This window comes from Streptomyces sp. NPDC001220 (assembly GCF_053597895.1).
In genome coordinates this window covers 193,065-205,986 of record NZ_JBSFJE010000012.1, presented here as the reverse complement: position 1 = coordinate 205,986, position 12,922 = coordinate 193,065, and the positions used below count along the sequence as shown (strand labels likewise).

The 12,922-nt window shown below is 70.5% G+C and carries 15 protein-coding genes; 4 read left to right on the top strand and 11 right to left on the bottom strand.

Annotation, left to right across the window (positions count from 1 at the left end):
* Positions 1 to 78: 78 nt before the first annotated feature.
* On the bottom strand, positions 79 to 930 hold the full coding sequence (locus tag ACWDGI_RS28000; RefSeq protein ID WP_450763532.1) for a COG4705 family protein: 852 nt from the start codon (positions 928 to 930) through the stop codon (positions 79 to 81).
* Positions 931 to 1,085: 155 nt separating this feature from the next.
* Complete coding sequence (locus tag ACWDGI_RS27995) at positions 1,086 to 1,922, bottom strand: COG4705 family protein (protein WP_450763530.1); 837 nt, start codon at positions 1,920 to 1,922, stop codon at positions 1,086 to 1,088.
* A gap of 443 nt (positions 1,923 to 2,365) precedes the next feature.
* Here ACWDGI_RS27995 and ACWDGI_RS27990 point away from each other — a divergent pair, with 443 nt between their 5' ends.
* A complete protein-coding gene (locus tag ACWDGI_RS27990) occupies positions 2,366 to 3,091 on the top strand; it encodes a lysophospholipid acyltransferase family protein (RefSeq protein ID WP_450763528.1) in 726 nt (241 codons plus the stop codon).
* Positions 3,092 to 3,152: 61 nt separating this feature from the next.
* Here the strand turns inward: ACWDGI_RS27990 and ACWDGI_RS27985 are convergent, their stop codons facing one another.
* The 8 genes from ACWDGI_RS27985 to ACWDGI_RS27950 all read right to left on the bottom strand — a co-directional run bounded on the left by ACWDGI_RS27985 (position 3,153) and on the right by ACWDGI_RS27950 (position 10,207).
* The gene (locus ACWDGI_RS27985) at positions 3,153 to 4,754 is read right to left on the bottom strand and encodes an alpha/beta hydrolase (protein WP_450763526.1); all 1,602 of its coding nucleotides are present in this window, start codon (positions 4,752 to 4,754) and stop codon (positions 3,153 to 3,155) included.
* A gap of 130 nt (positions 4,755 to 4,884) precedes the next feature.
* Complete coding sequence (locus ACWDGI_RS27980) at positions 4,885 to 5,646, bottom strand: urease accessory protein UreD (protein WP_450763768.1); 762 nt, start codon at positions 5,644 to 5,646, stop codon at positions 4,885 to 4,887.
* A complete protein-coding gene (gene ureG / locus ACWDGI_RS27975; protein ID WP_450763524.1) occupies positions 5,643 to 6,323 on the bottom strand; it encodes an urease accessory protein UreG in 681 nt (226 codons plus the stop codon). The genes ACWDGI_RS27980 and ureG overlap by 4 nt, the downstream gene beginning before the upstream one ends.
* 225 nt (positions 6,324 to 6,548) lie before the next feature.
* Positions 6,549 to 7,226: an urease accessory protein UreF gene (locus ACWDGI_RS27970; RefSeq protein WP_450763522.1), complete on the bottom strand. Its 678-nt coding sequence runs from the start codon at positions 7,224 to 7,226 to the stop codon at positions 6,549 to 6,551.
* A 15-nt stretch (positions 7,227 to 7,241) separates the two neighbouring features.
* Positions 7,242 to 8,963, bottom strand: coding sequence for an urease subunit alpha (locus tag ACWDGI_RS27965; protein ID WP_450763520.1), 1,722 nt, complete (start codon positions 8,961 to 8,963; stop codon positions 7,242 to 7,244).
* The gene (locus ACWDGI_RS27960; RefSeq protein WP_450763518.1) at positions 8,956 to 9,267 is read right to left on the bottom strand and encodes an urease subunit beta; all 312 of its coding nucleotides are present in this window, start codon (positions 9,265 to 9,267) and stop codon (positions 8,956 to 8,958) included. Before ACWDGI_RS27960 ends, ACWDGI_RS27965 begins: the two co-directional genes overlap by 8 nt.
* A gap of 11 nt (positions 9,268 to 9,278) precedes the next feature.
* A complete protein-coding gene (locus ACWDGI_RS27955) occupies positions 9,279 to 9,581 on the bottom strand; it encodes an urease subunit gamma (RefSeq protein ID WP_037672587.1) in 303 nt (100 codons plus the stop codon).
* A gap of 347 nt (positions 9,582 to 9,928) precedes the next feature.
* Positions 9,929 to 10,207, bottom strand: coding sequence for a type II toxin-antitoxin system Phd/YefM family antitoxin (locus ACWDGI_RS27950; RefSeq protein WP_450763516.1), 279 nt, complete (start codon positions 10,205 to 10,207; stop codon positions 9,929 to 9,931).
* 151 nt (positions 10,208 to 10,358) lie between these two features.
* Here ACWDGI_RS27950 and ACWDGI_RS27945 point away from each other — a divergent pair, with 151 nt between their 5' ends.
* The 3 genes from ACWDGI_RS27945 (at position 10,359) to ACWDGI_RS27935 (ending at position 12,332) form a co-directional block, all read left to right on the top strand.
* On the top strand, positions 10,359 to 10,994 hold the full coding sequence (locus ACWDGI_RS27945; protein ID WP_450763514.1) for an ATP-dependent Clp protease proteolytic subunit: 636 nt from the start codon (positions 10,359 to 10,361) through the stop codon (positions 10,992 to 10,994).
* 7 nt (positions 10,995 to 11,001) lie between these two features.
* Positions 11,002 to 11,310 carry a hypothetical protein gene (locus ACWDGI_RS27940; RefSeq protein WP_450763512.1) on the top strand — a complete coding sequence of 103 codons (309 nt, stop codon included), beginning with the start codon at positions 11,002 to 11,004 and terminating at the stop codon, positions 11,308 to 11,310.
* Between the two features lie 548 nt (positions 11,311 to 11,858).
* Complete coding sequence (locus ACWDGI_RS27935; protein WP_450763510.1) at positions 11,859 to 12,332, top strand: C40 family peptidase; 474 nt, start codon at positions 11,859 to 11,861, stop codon at positions 12,330 to 12,332.
* A 33-nt stretch (positions 12,333 to 12,365) separates the two neighbouring features.
* Here ACWDGI_RS27935 and ACWDGI_RS27930 read toward each other — a convergent pair whose 3' ends face one another.
* On the bottom strand, positions 12,366 to 12,824 hold the full coding sequence (locus tag ACWDGI_RS27930) for an ATP-binding protein (RefSeq protein WP_450763508.1): 459 nt from the start codon (positions 12,822 to 12,824) through the stop codon (positions 12,366 to 12,368).
* Positions 12,825 to 12,922 lie beyond the last annotated feature (98 nt).

The window sequence follows — 12,922 nt, the reverse complement described above, 5'->3', positions numbered from 1 at the left end:
CCGGGGGTCGGCCGGCCTTTCCGCTCCGTCAGCCACTAGGTGGCAGCACCGTCGGCCACGAGGTGGCGGCACCGTCGGCTACGAGGTGGCGGCCCTGCGCTCCTGGACCTGCGCGTAGGTCATGAGGCCGAGCAGAACGGCCAGCAGGACGGCCGAGGAGCCGGCGGTACCGAGGTTCAGTCCGCCCTTGGCGACCGGCTTGGTCAGGAGGTCGCCCGCGGTCGCGCCGAGCGGGCGGGTGAGGACGAACGCGATCCAGAACAGCAGGACGTTCGGCACCGCCGGCACCTTCATCAGTACGGCCAGCAGGGCGAGGGCCCCGGTCACCAGCAGCGCGCCACCGGCGTAGCCGAGCCCGGAACTGTCGGACAGGAAGTCACCCATGGAGGTGCCGAGGGTGTTGGAGACGAGGATCGCCGACCAGAACAGGGCCTCGCCGCGGAAGGTGACGATGTCGCGGATCTGGAAGGTCATCCCGCTCAGCCGCCACACCGCGAAGATGACCAGCAGGATCGAGATGAGGATGGCCGCGCCGACGGGGTAGCCGAGGCCGAGGCCCTGCGGTCCCCAGCCGAGTGAAGTGGCGCCGCCGGAGAGGTACTTGGTACTGGCGTCGCGGTTCATGAAGTCGGACATGGTGGTGCCGGCCATGCTGGTCGACAGGATGACCGTCCAGTAGAAGAACGGGTTGTACCGGTGGGAGCGGAGCTGGACGACGAGCGTCACCACGAAGATCAGGAACAGCGCGATCGTGGTGAGGAAGTAACCGAGCTTCAGGGTCTGCGCGAAGAGGTCCCCGGCGGTCTCGCCCAGTGTCGTCGCCGCGATCTTCATGATCCAGAAGGCGAGGGTGACTTCGGGCAGTTTCTTCATCACCGATTTCGTCGTGCTCGCGACGTCGAGGTCGGTGAGGGCTTCCGGCTGCTGCAAGGTGGGGGGCTCCTTGTGTGGTCGGACGGCGGGGCGCGCACCTCGCGAGGGGGGCGAGCGTTCCTGCCGGATGGGCGACCGCGACGGCGCGATCGCAACCACCGACCCTGACAGCGTGGGCCTGAAGACTTCCTGAACACCCGTCACATGCCTGGTCAGACCGCGTGGCGTGCCGTCTGCTGAGGCTGCGCCACGTCCTTGCGGGTCACCGCCAGGTACACCACCAGGCCGAGGATGACCGCGAGGAAGAGGGCGCTGGTGACGACGGTGCCCAGGCCCAGGCCGCCGTCGCCGGTGGGCTGGGAGAGGTAGTCGCCGATGGAGGCCCCGAGCGGGCGGGTGAGGACGTAGGCGATCCAGAAGCTCCACACGGCGTCGAGCCCGAGCGCGAAGTGGGCCAGCGCGACGGCGGCGATGGCCAGGGCGAACAGGACCGCGGCGAGCCAGTAGCCGAGGTTCATCCGCTCGGAGACCAGGTCGCCGGCGGCGGTGCCGAGGGCGAAGGTGAACAGTACGGCGAGCCAGTAGTAGGACTCGCGGCCGATGGTGTCGATGTGATGGATGGACAGCGTCCGCTCGCGCCGGTACCAGACCACGAAGACCACCGCGAGGACGATCGCGAAGACGGTGGTACTGGTCTCCAGCGGGACGCCCATGTTGTCGGTCAGGTTGTCGCTGACCAGTGTGCCCACGACGCTGATCAGAGCGACGGCCGGCCAGTACACGCCCGCCCGGTAGGCACGGGTACGGAACTGGACCACCAGGACGACCGCCAGCAGGGCGCTCATCAGCACCGACACACCGGTCAGGCCGAGCCCTGCCTTCTCGTTGAGCAGGTCGGCCGCGGTCTCCCCGACCGTCGTGCAGAGCACCTTGATGATCCAGAAATAGACGGTGACCTCGGGCACCTTGTTCCAGCGCGACCGGCGGCCCGCGCCCGCCTCGGCGCCGGCCGACGAGGGCACCGGGGCATGTGACGTCTCGTGTGTCATGGGGCCCGACCGTGCCACGGACTACCTGAACACATCCTGACCGCCGTACCGCGTCGGCCGAGCGCCGGGTGGACGGCGAACCGGACTCTCGCCGGTACTCCTGTGCGCATCTCCCGGGTAGATTGAAGATCCCTCGGACAGGCCCGCATCCGATGGCGGGCACGGACCACGACTGCCGTCGTCAGAGCCCCGCCCATCGCCCAGCCACGTCGCAAGGATGAGGGAGCCATGTGCACAACAAGGCGGAGCGGCCGTGTGCCGACCCGCGCCACACCGACCAGGTACCTGACCAACCGTCAGGTCAGCCGGCGAAGGGTCGGCACGAGACCGACTGGGCACCGCACCGGATGACCACGGGCGCACCTGGGCCGACTGCCGTGTGACACATACTGACCTGGGGTAGCACCAGCTCGCAGGGGAGCTGGCAAAGTGAGGGGCGAGCCATGTTCTACTACCTGCTCAAGTACGTGCTGCTGGGGCCGCTGCTGCGGCTGGCGTTCCGGCCCCGGATCGAAGGTCTGGAACATGTGCCCGCCTCGGGCCCGGCCATCGTGGCCGGCAACCATCTCTCCTTCGCCGACCACTTCCTGATGCCGGCCGTCCTCAGGCGGCGGATCACCTTCCTCGCCAAGGCCGAGTACTTCACGGGGCCGGGCGTACGGGGCCGGCTGACCGCGTTCTTCTTCCGCAGCGCCGGACAGATCCCGGTGGACCGCTCGGGCAAGGAGGCCGGCCAGGCCGCGATCCGGGAGGGGCTCGGGGTGCTGAGCAGGGGCGAACTGCTGGGCATCTATCCGGAGGGCACCCGCTCGCACGACGGCCGGCTCTACAAGGGCAAGGTCGGCGTGGCCGTGATGGCGCTGCGGGCCGGTGTCCCGGTGATCCCCTGCGCGATGATCGGCACCTTCGAGGCGCAGCCGCCGGGCAAGGTCATCCCGAACATCCACCCCGTGATGATCCGCTTCGGCAAGCCCCTCGAGTTCTCCCGCTACGCCGGGATGGAGAACGAGAAGGCCGTCCTGCGCGCGATCACCGACGAGATCATGTACGCCATCCTGACCCTCTCCGAGCAGGAGTACGTCGACGAGTACGCGGCCGTCGTCAAGGCCGGGCAGGCGGCGGCGAAGAGCACCAGGGAGCGCAAGTTCCCCCGGGCACCCTTGAGTTGACCTCGCGCAACGAGGGGCGGCGGGACAGTTCCCGCCGCCCCCCGTCGCCGTTCCGGACGGATTACGGCTGCGGTGTCGCGTGCGGCGTGCAGGTGACGTCCGCGCCGTCCAGTTTCCCGGTGAGCAGGTAGGTGTCGACACGGCTGTTGATGCACGGGTTGACCAGGCCGGTCACTCCGTGCGAGCCGGCGCCCTGTTCGGTGATGAGGCGGGAGCCCTTGAAGCGCTTGTGCAGGTCGACGGCGCCCGGGTACGGAGTGGCGGCGTCACGGGTGGACTGCACGATCAGCACCGGCGGCAGGCCCTTGTGGGTGGTGACGTGCACCGGGGTCTGCTGCTTGACCGGCCAGGTGGCGCAGGGGAGGTTCAGCCATGCGTTGGCCCAGGTCATGAAGGGGTACTGCTGGTTGAGCCGGGTGTTGTCGCGGTCCCACTTCTGCCAACTGGTGGGCCACTTGGCGTCGGTGCACTCGACGGCGGTGTAGACGGCGTTGCCGTTCTCCGCCGTGATGTTGCCCGCGGTGTCGGAGAGGTCCGGGGCGGCCGCGTCGACCAGGGCCTGGGTGTCACCGGCGAAGTACTTGCCGAACACGGTGGCGACCGGGACCCACGAGGAGTCGTAGTAGGGCGCGCTCTGGAAGAAGCCGATCAGCTCGGCCGGTCCGACGACCCCGCCGATCGGGTTCGCCTTGGCGGTGGCGCGCAGCTGGAGCCACTTGGCCTGGACGGCGTCCCGCGTGGTCCCCAGATGGAAGGCGGAGTCGTGCGCGGCGACCCAGTCCTCCCAGTCCTTCCAGCGGCCCTCGAAGGCGACGTCCTGGCCCAGGTTGGCCTGGTACCAGATGTTCTCCCGCGACGGGCCGACGACACTGTCGACGATCATCCGGCGCACGTGCCCCGGGAACAGCGTCCCGTACACGGCACCGAGGTAGGTGCCGTAGGAGACACCGAGGTAGTTGAGCTTCTTCTCGCCGAGGGCGGCCCGGATGACGTCCAGGTCGCGGGCGGTGTTGGCGGTGGTCATCTGCTGGAGCATCGCCCGGCCGGTGCGCTCGGCACAGCCCTTCGCGTACTCCTTGGCGAGCTTGCGCTGCGCGGTCTTGTCCGCCTCGGTGTCCGGCACCGGGTCGGCCTTGGGAGCCTTCACGAACTCCTGCGGGTCCTCACAGGAGATGGGCGCCGAGTGGCCGACACCCCGCGGGTCGAAGCCCACGAAGTCGTACGCCTTCGAGGTGTTGACCCACAGGGGGTTCTTGGTGGTGACCCGGAGCGGGAAGCGCATTCCCGAGCCGCCCGGGCCGCCGGGGTTGTAGACGAGCGCGCCCTGGCGCTCCGCCTTCGTCCCCGTGTTGCCCATGCGGTCGACGGCGAGCCTGATCTGCTTGCCGTACGGCTTCGCGTAGTCCAGCGGCACGCTGACCCAGCCGCACTGGACGGGCTTCGTCAGGGCCCAGTCGGCCGGGCAGTCGGCCCAGTCGATCCCGGCCTTGGCGGCATGCGCGGCGGCGACGGCCGCGCCCCACTGCTCACGGTCCTGCCCGTGCCGGGCCTCGGCGCCGGAAGCGGGAGCCGCGAGAGCACCGGTGATCAGGCTCGCGGTGACGAGCGCCCCGGCCGTGCCGAACGCGAGTATCCGGCTCCTCGATCTGAAGTTGTCCCTCAAGTGGGCCCCTCCCCGTACTTGGTCACGAATAGTCAGGGGGGATCCTTCCGGCTGTGAACCTCCTGAGAACAGGGTGTGACAGCCGTCTTTACCAATCCGATAACCGGAGGATCACGTCCCGCTGAGCGGATCAGCCACCGAGGTGCTCCAACGCCTCGTCCAACACCCGCCGGAGCAGCAGCGCATCGGCCGCCACCGCACTCACGAGCACGGCGGGGCCGGCGAGCGGAGTGAGCGCCGCGCACTCCCCCAGCATCCGGGCCACCACCGGCTTCTCCGCGAACTCCGGTCGGACGACGACGAGTTGCCCCACCGCGCGCCGTCCCGACAGTACCGCCGGCCCGTCCCAGCCGCCGGGCGCCCCGGGTCCGCAGGCCAACTCCTGGTCGAGGAGCGCTCTTCCGGCGACGCGCACCGTGAGCCGGCTGGTGAGCCGCCCTGGCTCCTCCCCCACCCGCCCGAGCACCTGCTCCTCCCGCAGCACCAGCCGGCCGGACGCCCCGACGTCGACACGGGTGGAGACGTACAGGTCGCTCCCCTTCGCTGAGATCAACTGCTCGGGCAGCCAGCGCAGTTCACCGCCGTCGGCGACATCGAGCCGCACGTCGTACCGGGCCTCGCCCTTCAGCTGCCCCGGCAGCGCGATGGTCGCCGCGGCCGAGCCCACGCACAGCCGGGCCCCGTCCTCCACCCGGGCCTCGATCCCGAACCGGTCCCCGCCGAGCGGCCCGCTCATCGCCCCGACGACCATCACCCGGGCCTCGGCCCCGCTCCCCCGGGTGCGCCGCAGCGCGAGCGGCCCCTCCCCCTCCAGCACGGGAAGCGCGGTACCGCCCCGGCCGTCACCCCGGGCGACGATCCGCGCGCCGGCTCGCACCCCGGTGACGGTCATGCCGTCCACGCGCCGAGCCGCTCCCGCACCCACCGGGCCACGTCCGCGACACCGGTGTCGCCGCGCAACGACTGGAACACGACGGGCAGTTCGGCCCGCTGTGCCTTCGCGTCGGCGGCCATCCGGGCGAGGTCGGAACCCACGTAGGGAGCGAGGTCGGTCTTGTTGACGATGAGCAGGTCGGCGGTGGTGACACCGGGGCCGCCCTTCCGCGGGATGTCGTCGCCACCGGCCACGTCGATCACGAAGATCTGCGCGTCCACGAGTCCCTTGGAGAAGGTGGCCGTGAGGTTGTCCCCGCCCGACTCGACGAGGATGAGATCCAGTGGCCCGACCTCGTCCTCCAGGTCCTCCACGGCTTCGAGGTTGGCCGAGATGTCGTCCCGGATCGCGGTGTGCGGGCAGGCTCCGGTCTCGACGGCGGTGATCCGCTCGGGCGGCAGCACGGCCTCGCGCAGCAGGAACTCCGCGTCCTCACGCGTGTAGATGTCATTGGTGACGACGGCGAGGGACAACTCGTCGCGCAGGGCCCGGCACAGAGCGGCGACGGTAGCCGTCTTGCCGGATCCGACGGGCCCACCGAGCCCGATGCGAAGGGCACGCCGTGATCCGTCGGGACGCCGGGCGTCGGCGCTGACGGCGGCAGGACCGTGGTCGTGGTCGTTGTCGAGATGCATGTACGGCTCCTTCATCGGATTGGCCCACTTCGCAGCCCGTCCGGCGGTTGCGGACGAGGCCGTTCAGGCAGAGGCGGGGGTCTGGGGACGGCCGGGGGTTTGGGGACGGCGGGGTGCCGGAGACGGCGGGGTGCCGGAGACGGCGGGGTCCGGGGACGCCCGGGTTCCGGGACGGCCGGGTTCCGGGCACGGCGGGGGCACGGGCACGGCGCGGGCACGGGCCGGCTAGGACGCGAACAGCCGCACCGCCCACCCCGCATGCCACTCCGCCCCGATCTCCAGCAACGGCGCGGAACCCGCGGGCAGTTCGTCCACCCCGCCCCCCGCGGCCCCCCGCCGCGCCGCCCCCACCGCCCGGTCCACCACCCGGTCCACCTCGGGCGCCAGCCGGGCCAGCACGCCCGTCGCCTCGAACGGGTCCAGACTCAGCAACCGTACGACCGCGGTGGCCGGCCCGCTCACGCACTCGTACGCGGCGCAGTAGGCCGCGTCCTCGGCCGAGAGCCCCGCCGCCCGGGCCACCACTCCCAACACCACCGGCTGATGAGCACCCTTGGGGAACCCCATTGCCAGGTCGTCGAGTTCGGCCGCCGGCCAGGTGGCCCGCGCGGCCCGCAGCAACTGGCGTCCGAGCCTGCGAGCCGTACTCCGGAGCGCGGGCGACGGCGTCCGTGCGTCCGCCGCAGCGTCCAACTCCCGTACTTCGACACCGAGTACCGCGGCCGCGGCGAGGGCACCCGCCACCAGTCCCGCCGTGTGCAACCGCCCCCGGCAGAACTCCTCCAGACTCGCCGCCCCGGTGATCCGCCCGGCCTTGACGGCCGCCTCCGCCCCGCCGGAGTGCGCATGCCCTCCGGCGGGAAAGCGGCCGTCGGCCAGTACCAGCAACGCTGCCCGAGACATCACATACACCGGCTCTCAGAACAGGAAGTAGCGCTGGGCCATAGGCAGTTCGGCGGCCGGTGTCGCCTCGACCAGCTCCCCGTCGATGTACACGGCGAAGCTGTCGGGGTCGACCCGCACCGTCGGACGCGCGTCGTTCTCGCGCATGTCCGCCTTGGTCACCCCACGGGTCGACTCGATGGCGACGAACCGCTTCCCGAGCTGCAACCGCTCCGGCAGCCCGTCCTCTACGGCCAGCGGGGCGACGAAGTTGAAGGAGTTGGCGGCCGGCGCCCGCCCGATCGCCCCGTACATGGGGCGCGGCAGAATCGGCTGGGGGGTGGGGATCGACGCGTTGGCGTCGCCCATCTGCGCGTAGGCGATCTGGCCGCCCTTGAGGACGAGGTGCGGCTTGACCCCGAAGAACGCGGGCTCCCACAGCACGAGGTCGGCGAGCTTGCCGCTCTCGACGGACCCGATCTCGCGGGCTAGCCCCTGGGCGAGCGCCGGGTTGATCGTGTACTTGGCGACATAGCGACGCACCCGGTGGTTGTCGGCCCGCCCGTCGCCCGGCAGCGCGCCGCGCCGCCGCTTCATCACGTGCGCGGTCTGCCAGGTCCGCAGTATCACCTCGCCCACGCGCCCCATGGCCTGCGCGTCCGAGGAGATGATGGAGATCGCACCCAGGTCGTGCAGGATGTCCTCGGCCCCGATGGTCGACGGCCGGATCCGTGACTCGGCGAAGGCCAGGTCCTCCGGCACCGCCGGGTTCAGGTGGTGGCACACCATCAGCATGTCGAGGTGTTCCTCGGCCGTGTTCACCGTGTACGGCCGCGTCGGATTGGTCGAACTCGGCAGTACGTGCGGCTCGGAGACGACCGTCATGATGTCCGGCGCGTGCCCGCCACCCGCACCCTCGGTGTGGTACGCGTGGATCCCGCGGCCGCCGATCGCCGCGAGGGTGTCGCCGACGAACCCGGCCTCGTTCAACGTGTCCGTGTGGATGGCCACCTGGATGCCGGTGCGGTCGGCGACGGTGAGGGCCGCGTCGATGACCGCCGGGGTGGACCCCCAGTCCTCGTGCAGCTTCAGCCCCAGTGCGCCGCCCCGGATCTGCGAGACCATCGCCTCGTGCGAGACGGTGTTGCCCTTGCCGAGGAAGCCGATGTTGAGCGGGTACTGCTCCATCGCCTCCAGCATCCGGGCGAGGTGCCACGGCCCCGGGGTCACGGTGGTGGCCTTGGAGCCCTCGGCCGGTCCCGTGCCCCCGCCCACCAGCGTGGTGATCCCGGCGGCCAGTGCCTCGTCGGCGATCTGCGGGCAGATGAAGTGGACGTGCGCGTCGACACCGCCGGCGGTCAGGATCCGCCCGTTGCCGGCGACGACCTCGGTCTCGGGCCCTATCACCAGCTCCGGGTGGACCCCGTCCATGGTGTCGGGGTTGCCCGCCTTTCCGATGCCGGTGATCCGGCCGTCGCGGATGCCGACGTCGGCCTTGACGATGCCCCAGTGGTCGATGATCACGGCGCCGGTGATGATCGTGTCGGGGGTGCCTTCCGCGCGCGTGGCGCGCGACTGGCCCATGGATTCGCGGATGACCTTGCCGCCGCCGAAGACGGCCTCGTCCCCGGCGAGCCCGGGGCCGCCGGAACGGTCCTCCTCGATCTCCACGATCAGGTCGGTGTCGGCGAGCCGGATCCGGTCGCCGGTCGTCGGTCCGAACAGGTCGGCGTAGGCGGCACGGGAGATCTCAGGCATCGAGGGCACCTCCGGTCTCCCCGCGCAGCCCGGGGACGACACGGGCCCCGGCCAGGGGGACGAGTTCGACGTCGACGGGGATGCCGGGCTCGAAGCGGACGGCGGTGCCGGCGGCGACGTTCAGCCGCTTTCCGTGTGCGGCACCCCGGTCGAACTCCAGTCCGGGGTTGGCCTCGGCGAAGTGGTAGTGGGAGCCGACCTGGACGGGCCGGTCGGCGGCGTTGAGGACGGTCATCCGGGTGACGTCGCGGCCCTCGTTGTACACGATGGGCCCGTCGGCGAAGAGGATCTCTCCGGGAATCATCGGCGGCCCCCTCAGACGATCGGGTCGTGGACGGTGACGAGCTTGGTGCCGTCCGGGAAGGTCGCCTCGACCTGGACGTCGTGGATCATCTCGGGGATGCCCTCCATGACGTCGTCCCTGGTGAGGAGCTTGCGCCCGGAGGCCATGAGTTCGGCGACGGTACGGCCGTCACGGGCGCCTTCGAGGATGTGTGACGTGATGAGGGCGATCGCCTCCGGGTGGTTCAGCCGCAGTCCGCGGGCCCGGCGCTTCTCGGCCACGTCGGCCGCCACGTGGATCAGCAGCCTCTCTTGCTCGTGCGGGGTCAGTTGCACGTCCCACCTCACAGTCCTCGCTCCGGACCGTGCGGGGCCCGGTTGCCGCAGCCACCGCGACAGATCGGGCTCAGAAACCCGATCCGGATACGAAAACCCCTGGTGGCGTGGATCGGCAGGCTAGTTTGCCGGAGTTTCGACGACGTTAACCGGACCTTGATCATCTGATGACCGGTGCATGGGGGCGCGTCCCGGCGCACGGCGCGCACCGCCCGCGCCGGCGGCTGCCACTCCACCGCCGCCCTCACGCCCGTACGGGTGAACACCGGGTCGCCGGGGGCCGTCGGCACACGCGTCGGCCCTCCCCCGACGTCCGGGGGAGGGCCGATGTCACGACAGGGGTCGGGTCAGGAGCCCGCGGCGCCCCGGTGTTCGGCCGCGATACCGAAGCGGCCGCGCTCCGGGCGTACGGCGGCGGTCTCGCGGACCGTGGAGACCGCGCTGACCACCTGCCCCTCGGCGGCTTCGGAGAGCTCTTCGAGGCGCTCGAGGTCGGCGGCTGAGACGAGGGCGACGAGAGGCTTGCCGTGCCGCGTCACGACGACGCGCTCACCGCCGTACACCACCCGGTTGATCAGTTCGGCGAGCTCAGCCCTGGCTTGCGTCACCGGAATCTCGTAGGCCATGCCCCCAGCTTACGGGGCACCTCGGACAACACATCTTGTTCGGCGACAGCGGAATCCCCGCATGACACCCTCCCGAGATTCTGTACGTCCTGTACATTTCTGACGGAGAGTCCGGCCGCTGAGACAGCTCAGCCGCGAGGAGGGGTACGCCATGACCCGACCGTCCGCCCGCTATGTCCTGCCCGAGTTCACCGAACGCACCGGCTCCGGGCAGCGCACCCTGGATCCGTACTCGAAGCTGCTGGAGGAGCGGATCGTCTTCCTCGGCGCGCCCGTCGACGAGACCTCCGCCAACGACGTGCTGGCGCAGTTCATGTACCTGGAGCACGCGGCGCCGGAGCGGGACATCTCGCTGTACATCAACTCTCCGGGCGGCTCGTTCAGCGCGATGGCCGCGATCTACGACACCGTCCAGTACGTCACCTGTGACGTGGAGACGATCTGCCTGGGGCAGGCCGGGGCGTCGGCCGCGGTGCTGCTCGCGGCGGGCACCCCGGGCAAGCGTTCCGTGCTGCCGGGTGCGCGCGTCGTGCTCCAGCAGCCGTCGCTGCCGGAACCGGTACAGGGCCAGCCGAGTGATCTGGTCATCCGGGCGGCGGAGTTGGACCGGACCCGCGCGCTGCTCGAGGAGATGCTCGTCCGGCACACCGGGCGCACACCGGCCCAGGTACACCGGGACCTGGAGCGGGATCTGGTGCTGGACGCGCCCGCGGCGCTGGCGTACGGACTGGTGGACCGGATCGTGCCCGGCCGGCGGACCTCGCCCGGCCTTCCGGACGCGGGGTGAACGGCCGATGCTGCCACCGGAGCTGCCGCCGCTGCCCGCGCTGACCCGCGCCGAGGGCGAGTTGATCGACCGTTACCTGGACGTGGTCGACCTGCTGGGCCGGATCAACCCGGCGCAGAACGAGGACACCTATCGTGGGCTGCGCGCCGCGCAGGCGCTGGTGCGCGCGGCGGCCGAGCTGCGCGACGCCCTCGCCCTGATGCATCGCCGGGGCGAGACGGAGCTTCACGGGGACACGCTGGCACGCGCGTTGCGGGTGCTCGACGGCGAGCGCCGGACCGCGCGCGTCGCACTCCCGCCCGACTGCGTACGGTGACGCCGGGCGGAGTCCGGAGCGACGCGTCCACCGGCCGACCTGGCCGGAGTTGAAACGACCCAAAGGGGTTACCGCCGTTCGGCGGAGGATGGCGTGGTTTTACCTGACCGATCGAGCCGCTCAAGGTGCGTGCTCCAAGGTGCCCGCGGAGGGCTTCGGTGCAGGTCCGGGGCTACGTCGGGGAGTTGACGGCTAATCGAACACAAGGCTGTCCACCCGAACGGGTGGGTGGTGAGTAACCCCACAAATCCACGGTTCCGTTGGGATTTTCGGACAGGGGTGAGTGAAGATCCCTGTCTGACGACAAGCCCCCGCCACAACGGCGGGGCGATCCGGGCGGACGCCGAGTCCTGCCGCCGTCCGGATGCCCGGTCGACGGAAGTGGATCGGCAGGAGTGGAGGACCCGAGCACGACGGGTCGCCGGCACGGTCGCACCATGACCGGGCCGCGCAGCCCTTGGGGTGAAGCCGTGGCGACACGGCCGGGCAACTTCGCCAGCCCGAATCCGACAGGTCATCCTTCACAGGCGGCTGACGAAGGGTTGCGCATGACTGCGCTCAATCGTGTCCCGTCGCTGATGGCGCGGGCCGGCACGGCCTCGGCGCTCACCATCGCCGCCGTGGGCGGCTCCATCGTGATCCCTGGTGTCGCCTCCGACGCCTCGGCCGCCACGATGGGGACGAAAGCACTTCAGGTGGCGGCCTCGAAGAAGGGCTCGCCCTACAGGTGGGGTGCCACCGGACCGAACCGGTTCGACTGCTCCGGGCTCACGCTGTACTCGTTCAAGAAGGCGGGCAAGAAGCTCCCGCGAACGGCGGCCCAGCAGTACAACAAGACCCGTCACATCTCGGCCGGCAATCGCAAGGCCGGGGACCTGGTCTTCTTCCACTCGGGTTCCAGCGTGTACCACGTCGGCATCTACGCCGGGAAGGGAAGGATCTGGCACGCCCCGAAGACCGGGGACGTGGTGAAGCTCCAGAAGATCTGGACGCGAAGCGTCTGGTACGGCCGGGTCAGCTGACCCACCCAGCGGCCGGCCGGCGGGAACTCGGGGCTACGGTTCCTGCTGGCCGGCGGCGGTGACCGTACCGGCCGGGACTGCCCAGGGCAGTTCGATGAAGACGGTCTTGCCGCCCTCCCGGGTGGGGCGCACCCGCAGCTTGCCGCCGCACTCCGCGGTGAGCCAGCGGATGATGACCATGCCGCGCCCGTTGTCCTGCTGGACCGCGGCTGGGAGTCTCTTGGGGAACCGCGGATGGCTGTCCGTGACGCCGATGCACAGCTGTTCGTCACGGTCGAGGACGAGGCCCACCGTGAAGGTGGGTGACTGCCCGAAGGTGTGCTGCACCGCGTTGGTGGCGAGTTCGGAGACGATGAGGCGGATGGTGTCCGCGGTCTCCGTCTCCGGTGGCAGCCCCCATTCCGCGAGGGTGCTCAGCACGTAGGAGCGGGCCGCGTAGACCGAGGCGGGATCGCTCGGCAGAGTGACGGATGCTTCCAGGTGGTCTGCCATGGCGACGTCGTCCCTTTCCCACGGGACCGGAGTCCGACACGGTGCGTGTGGTTCGAGTACGGTCCCGGACTGGTGCTTCTTCGTCAGACTGCCATTAC

Excerpts from the sequence above, each read along its gene's own strand:
- ACWDGI_RS27935 (WP_450763510.1), top strand. The coding sequence starts at position 11,859 with ATGACTGCGCTCAATCGTGTCCCGTCGCTGATGGCGCGGGCCGGCACG.
- ACWDGI_RS27950 (WP_450763516.1), bottom strand. The coding sequence starts at position 10,207 with ATGGCCTACGAGATTCCGGTGACGCAAGCCAGGGCTGAGCTCGCCGAA.
- ACWDGI_RS27970 (WP_450763522.1), bottom strand. The coding sequence starts at position 7,226 with ATGTCTCGGGCAGCGTTGCTGGTACTGGCCGACGGCCGCTTTCCCGCC.
- ACWDGI_RS27930 (WP_450763508.1), bottom strand. The coding sequence starts at position 12,824 with ATGGCAGACCACCTGGAAGCATCCGTCACTCTGCCGAGCGATCCCGCC.
- ACWDGI_RS27980 (WP_450763768.1), bottom strand. The coding sequence starts at position 5,646 with ATGACCGTCACCGGGGTGCGAGCCGGCGCGCGGATCGTCGCCCGGGGT.
- ACWDGI_RS27940 (WP_450763512.1), top strand. The coding sequence starts at position 11,002 with ATGCTGCCACCGGAGCTGCCGCCGCTGCCCGCGCTGACCCGCGCCGAG.
- ACWDGI_RS27960 (WP_450763518.1), bottom strand. The coding sequence starts at position 9,267 with ATGATTCCCGGAGAGATCCTCTTCGCCGACGGGCCCATCGTGTACAAC.
- ACWDGI_RS27945 (WP_450763514.1), top strand. The coding sequence starts at position 10,359 with ATGACCCGACCGTCCGCCCGCTATGTCCTGCCCGAGTTCACCGAACGC.
- ACWDGI_RS27995 (WP_450763530.1), bottom strand. The coding sequence starts at position 1,922 with ATGACACACGAGACGTCACATGCCCCGGTGCCCTCGTCGGCCGGCGCC.
- ACWDGI_RS27990 (WP_450763528.1), top strand. The coding sequence starts at position 2,366 with ATGTTCTACTACCTGCTCAAGTACGTGCTGCTGGGGCCGCTGCTGCGG.
- ureG (WP_450763524.1), bottom strand. The coding sequence starts at position 6,323 with ATGCATCTCGACAACGACCACGACCACGGTCCTGCCGCCGTCAGCGCC.
- ACWDGI_RS27965 (WP_450763520.1), bottom strand. The coding sequence starts at position 8,963 with ATGCCTGAGATCTCCCGTGCCGCCTACGCCGACCTGTTCGGACCGACG.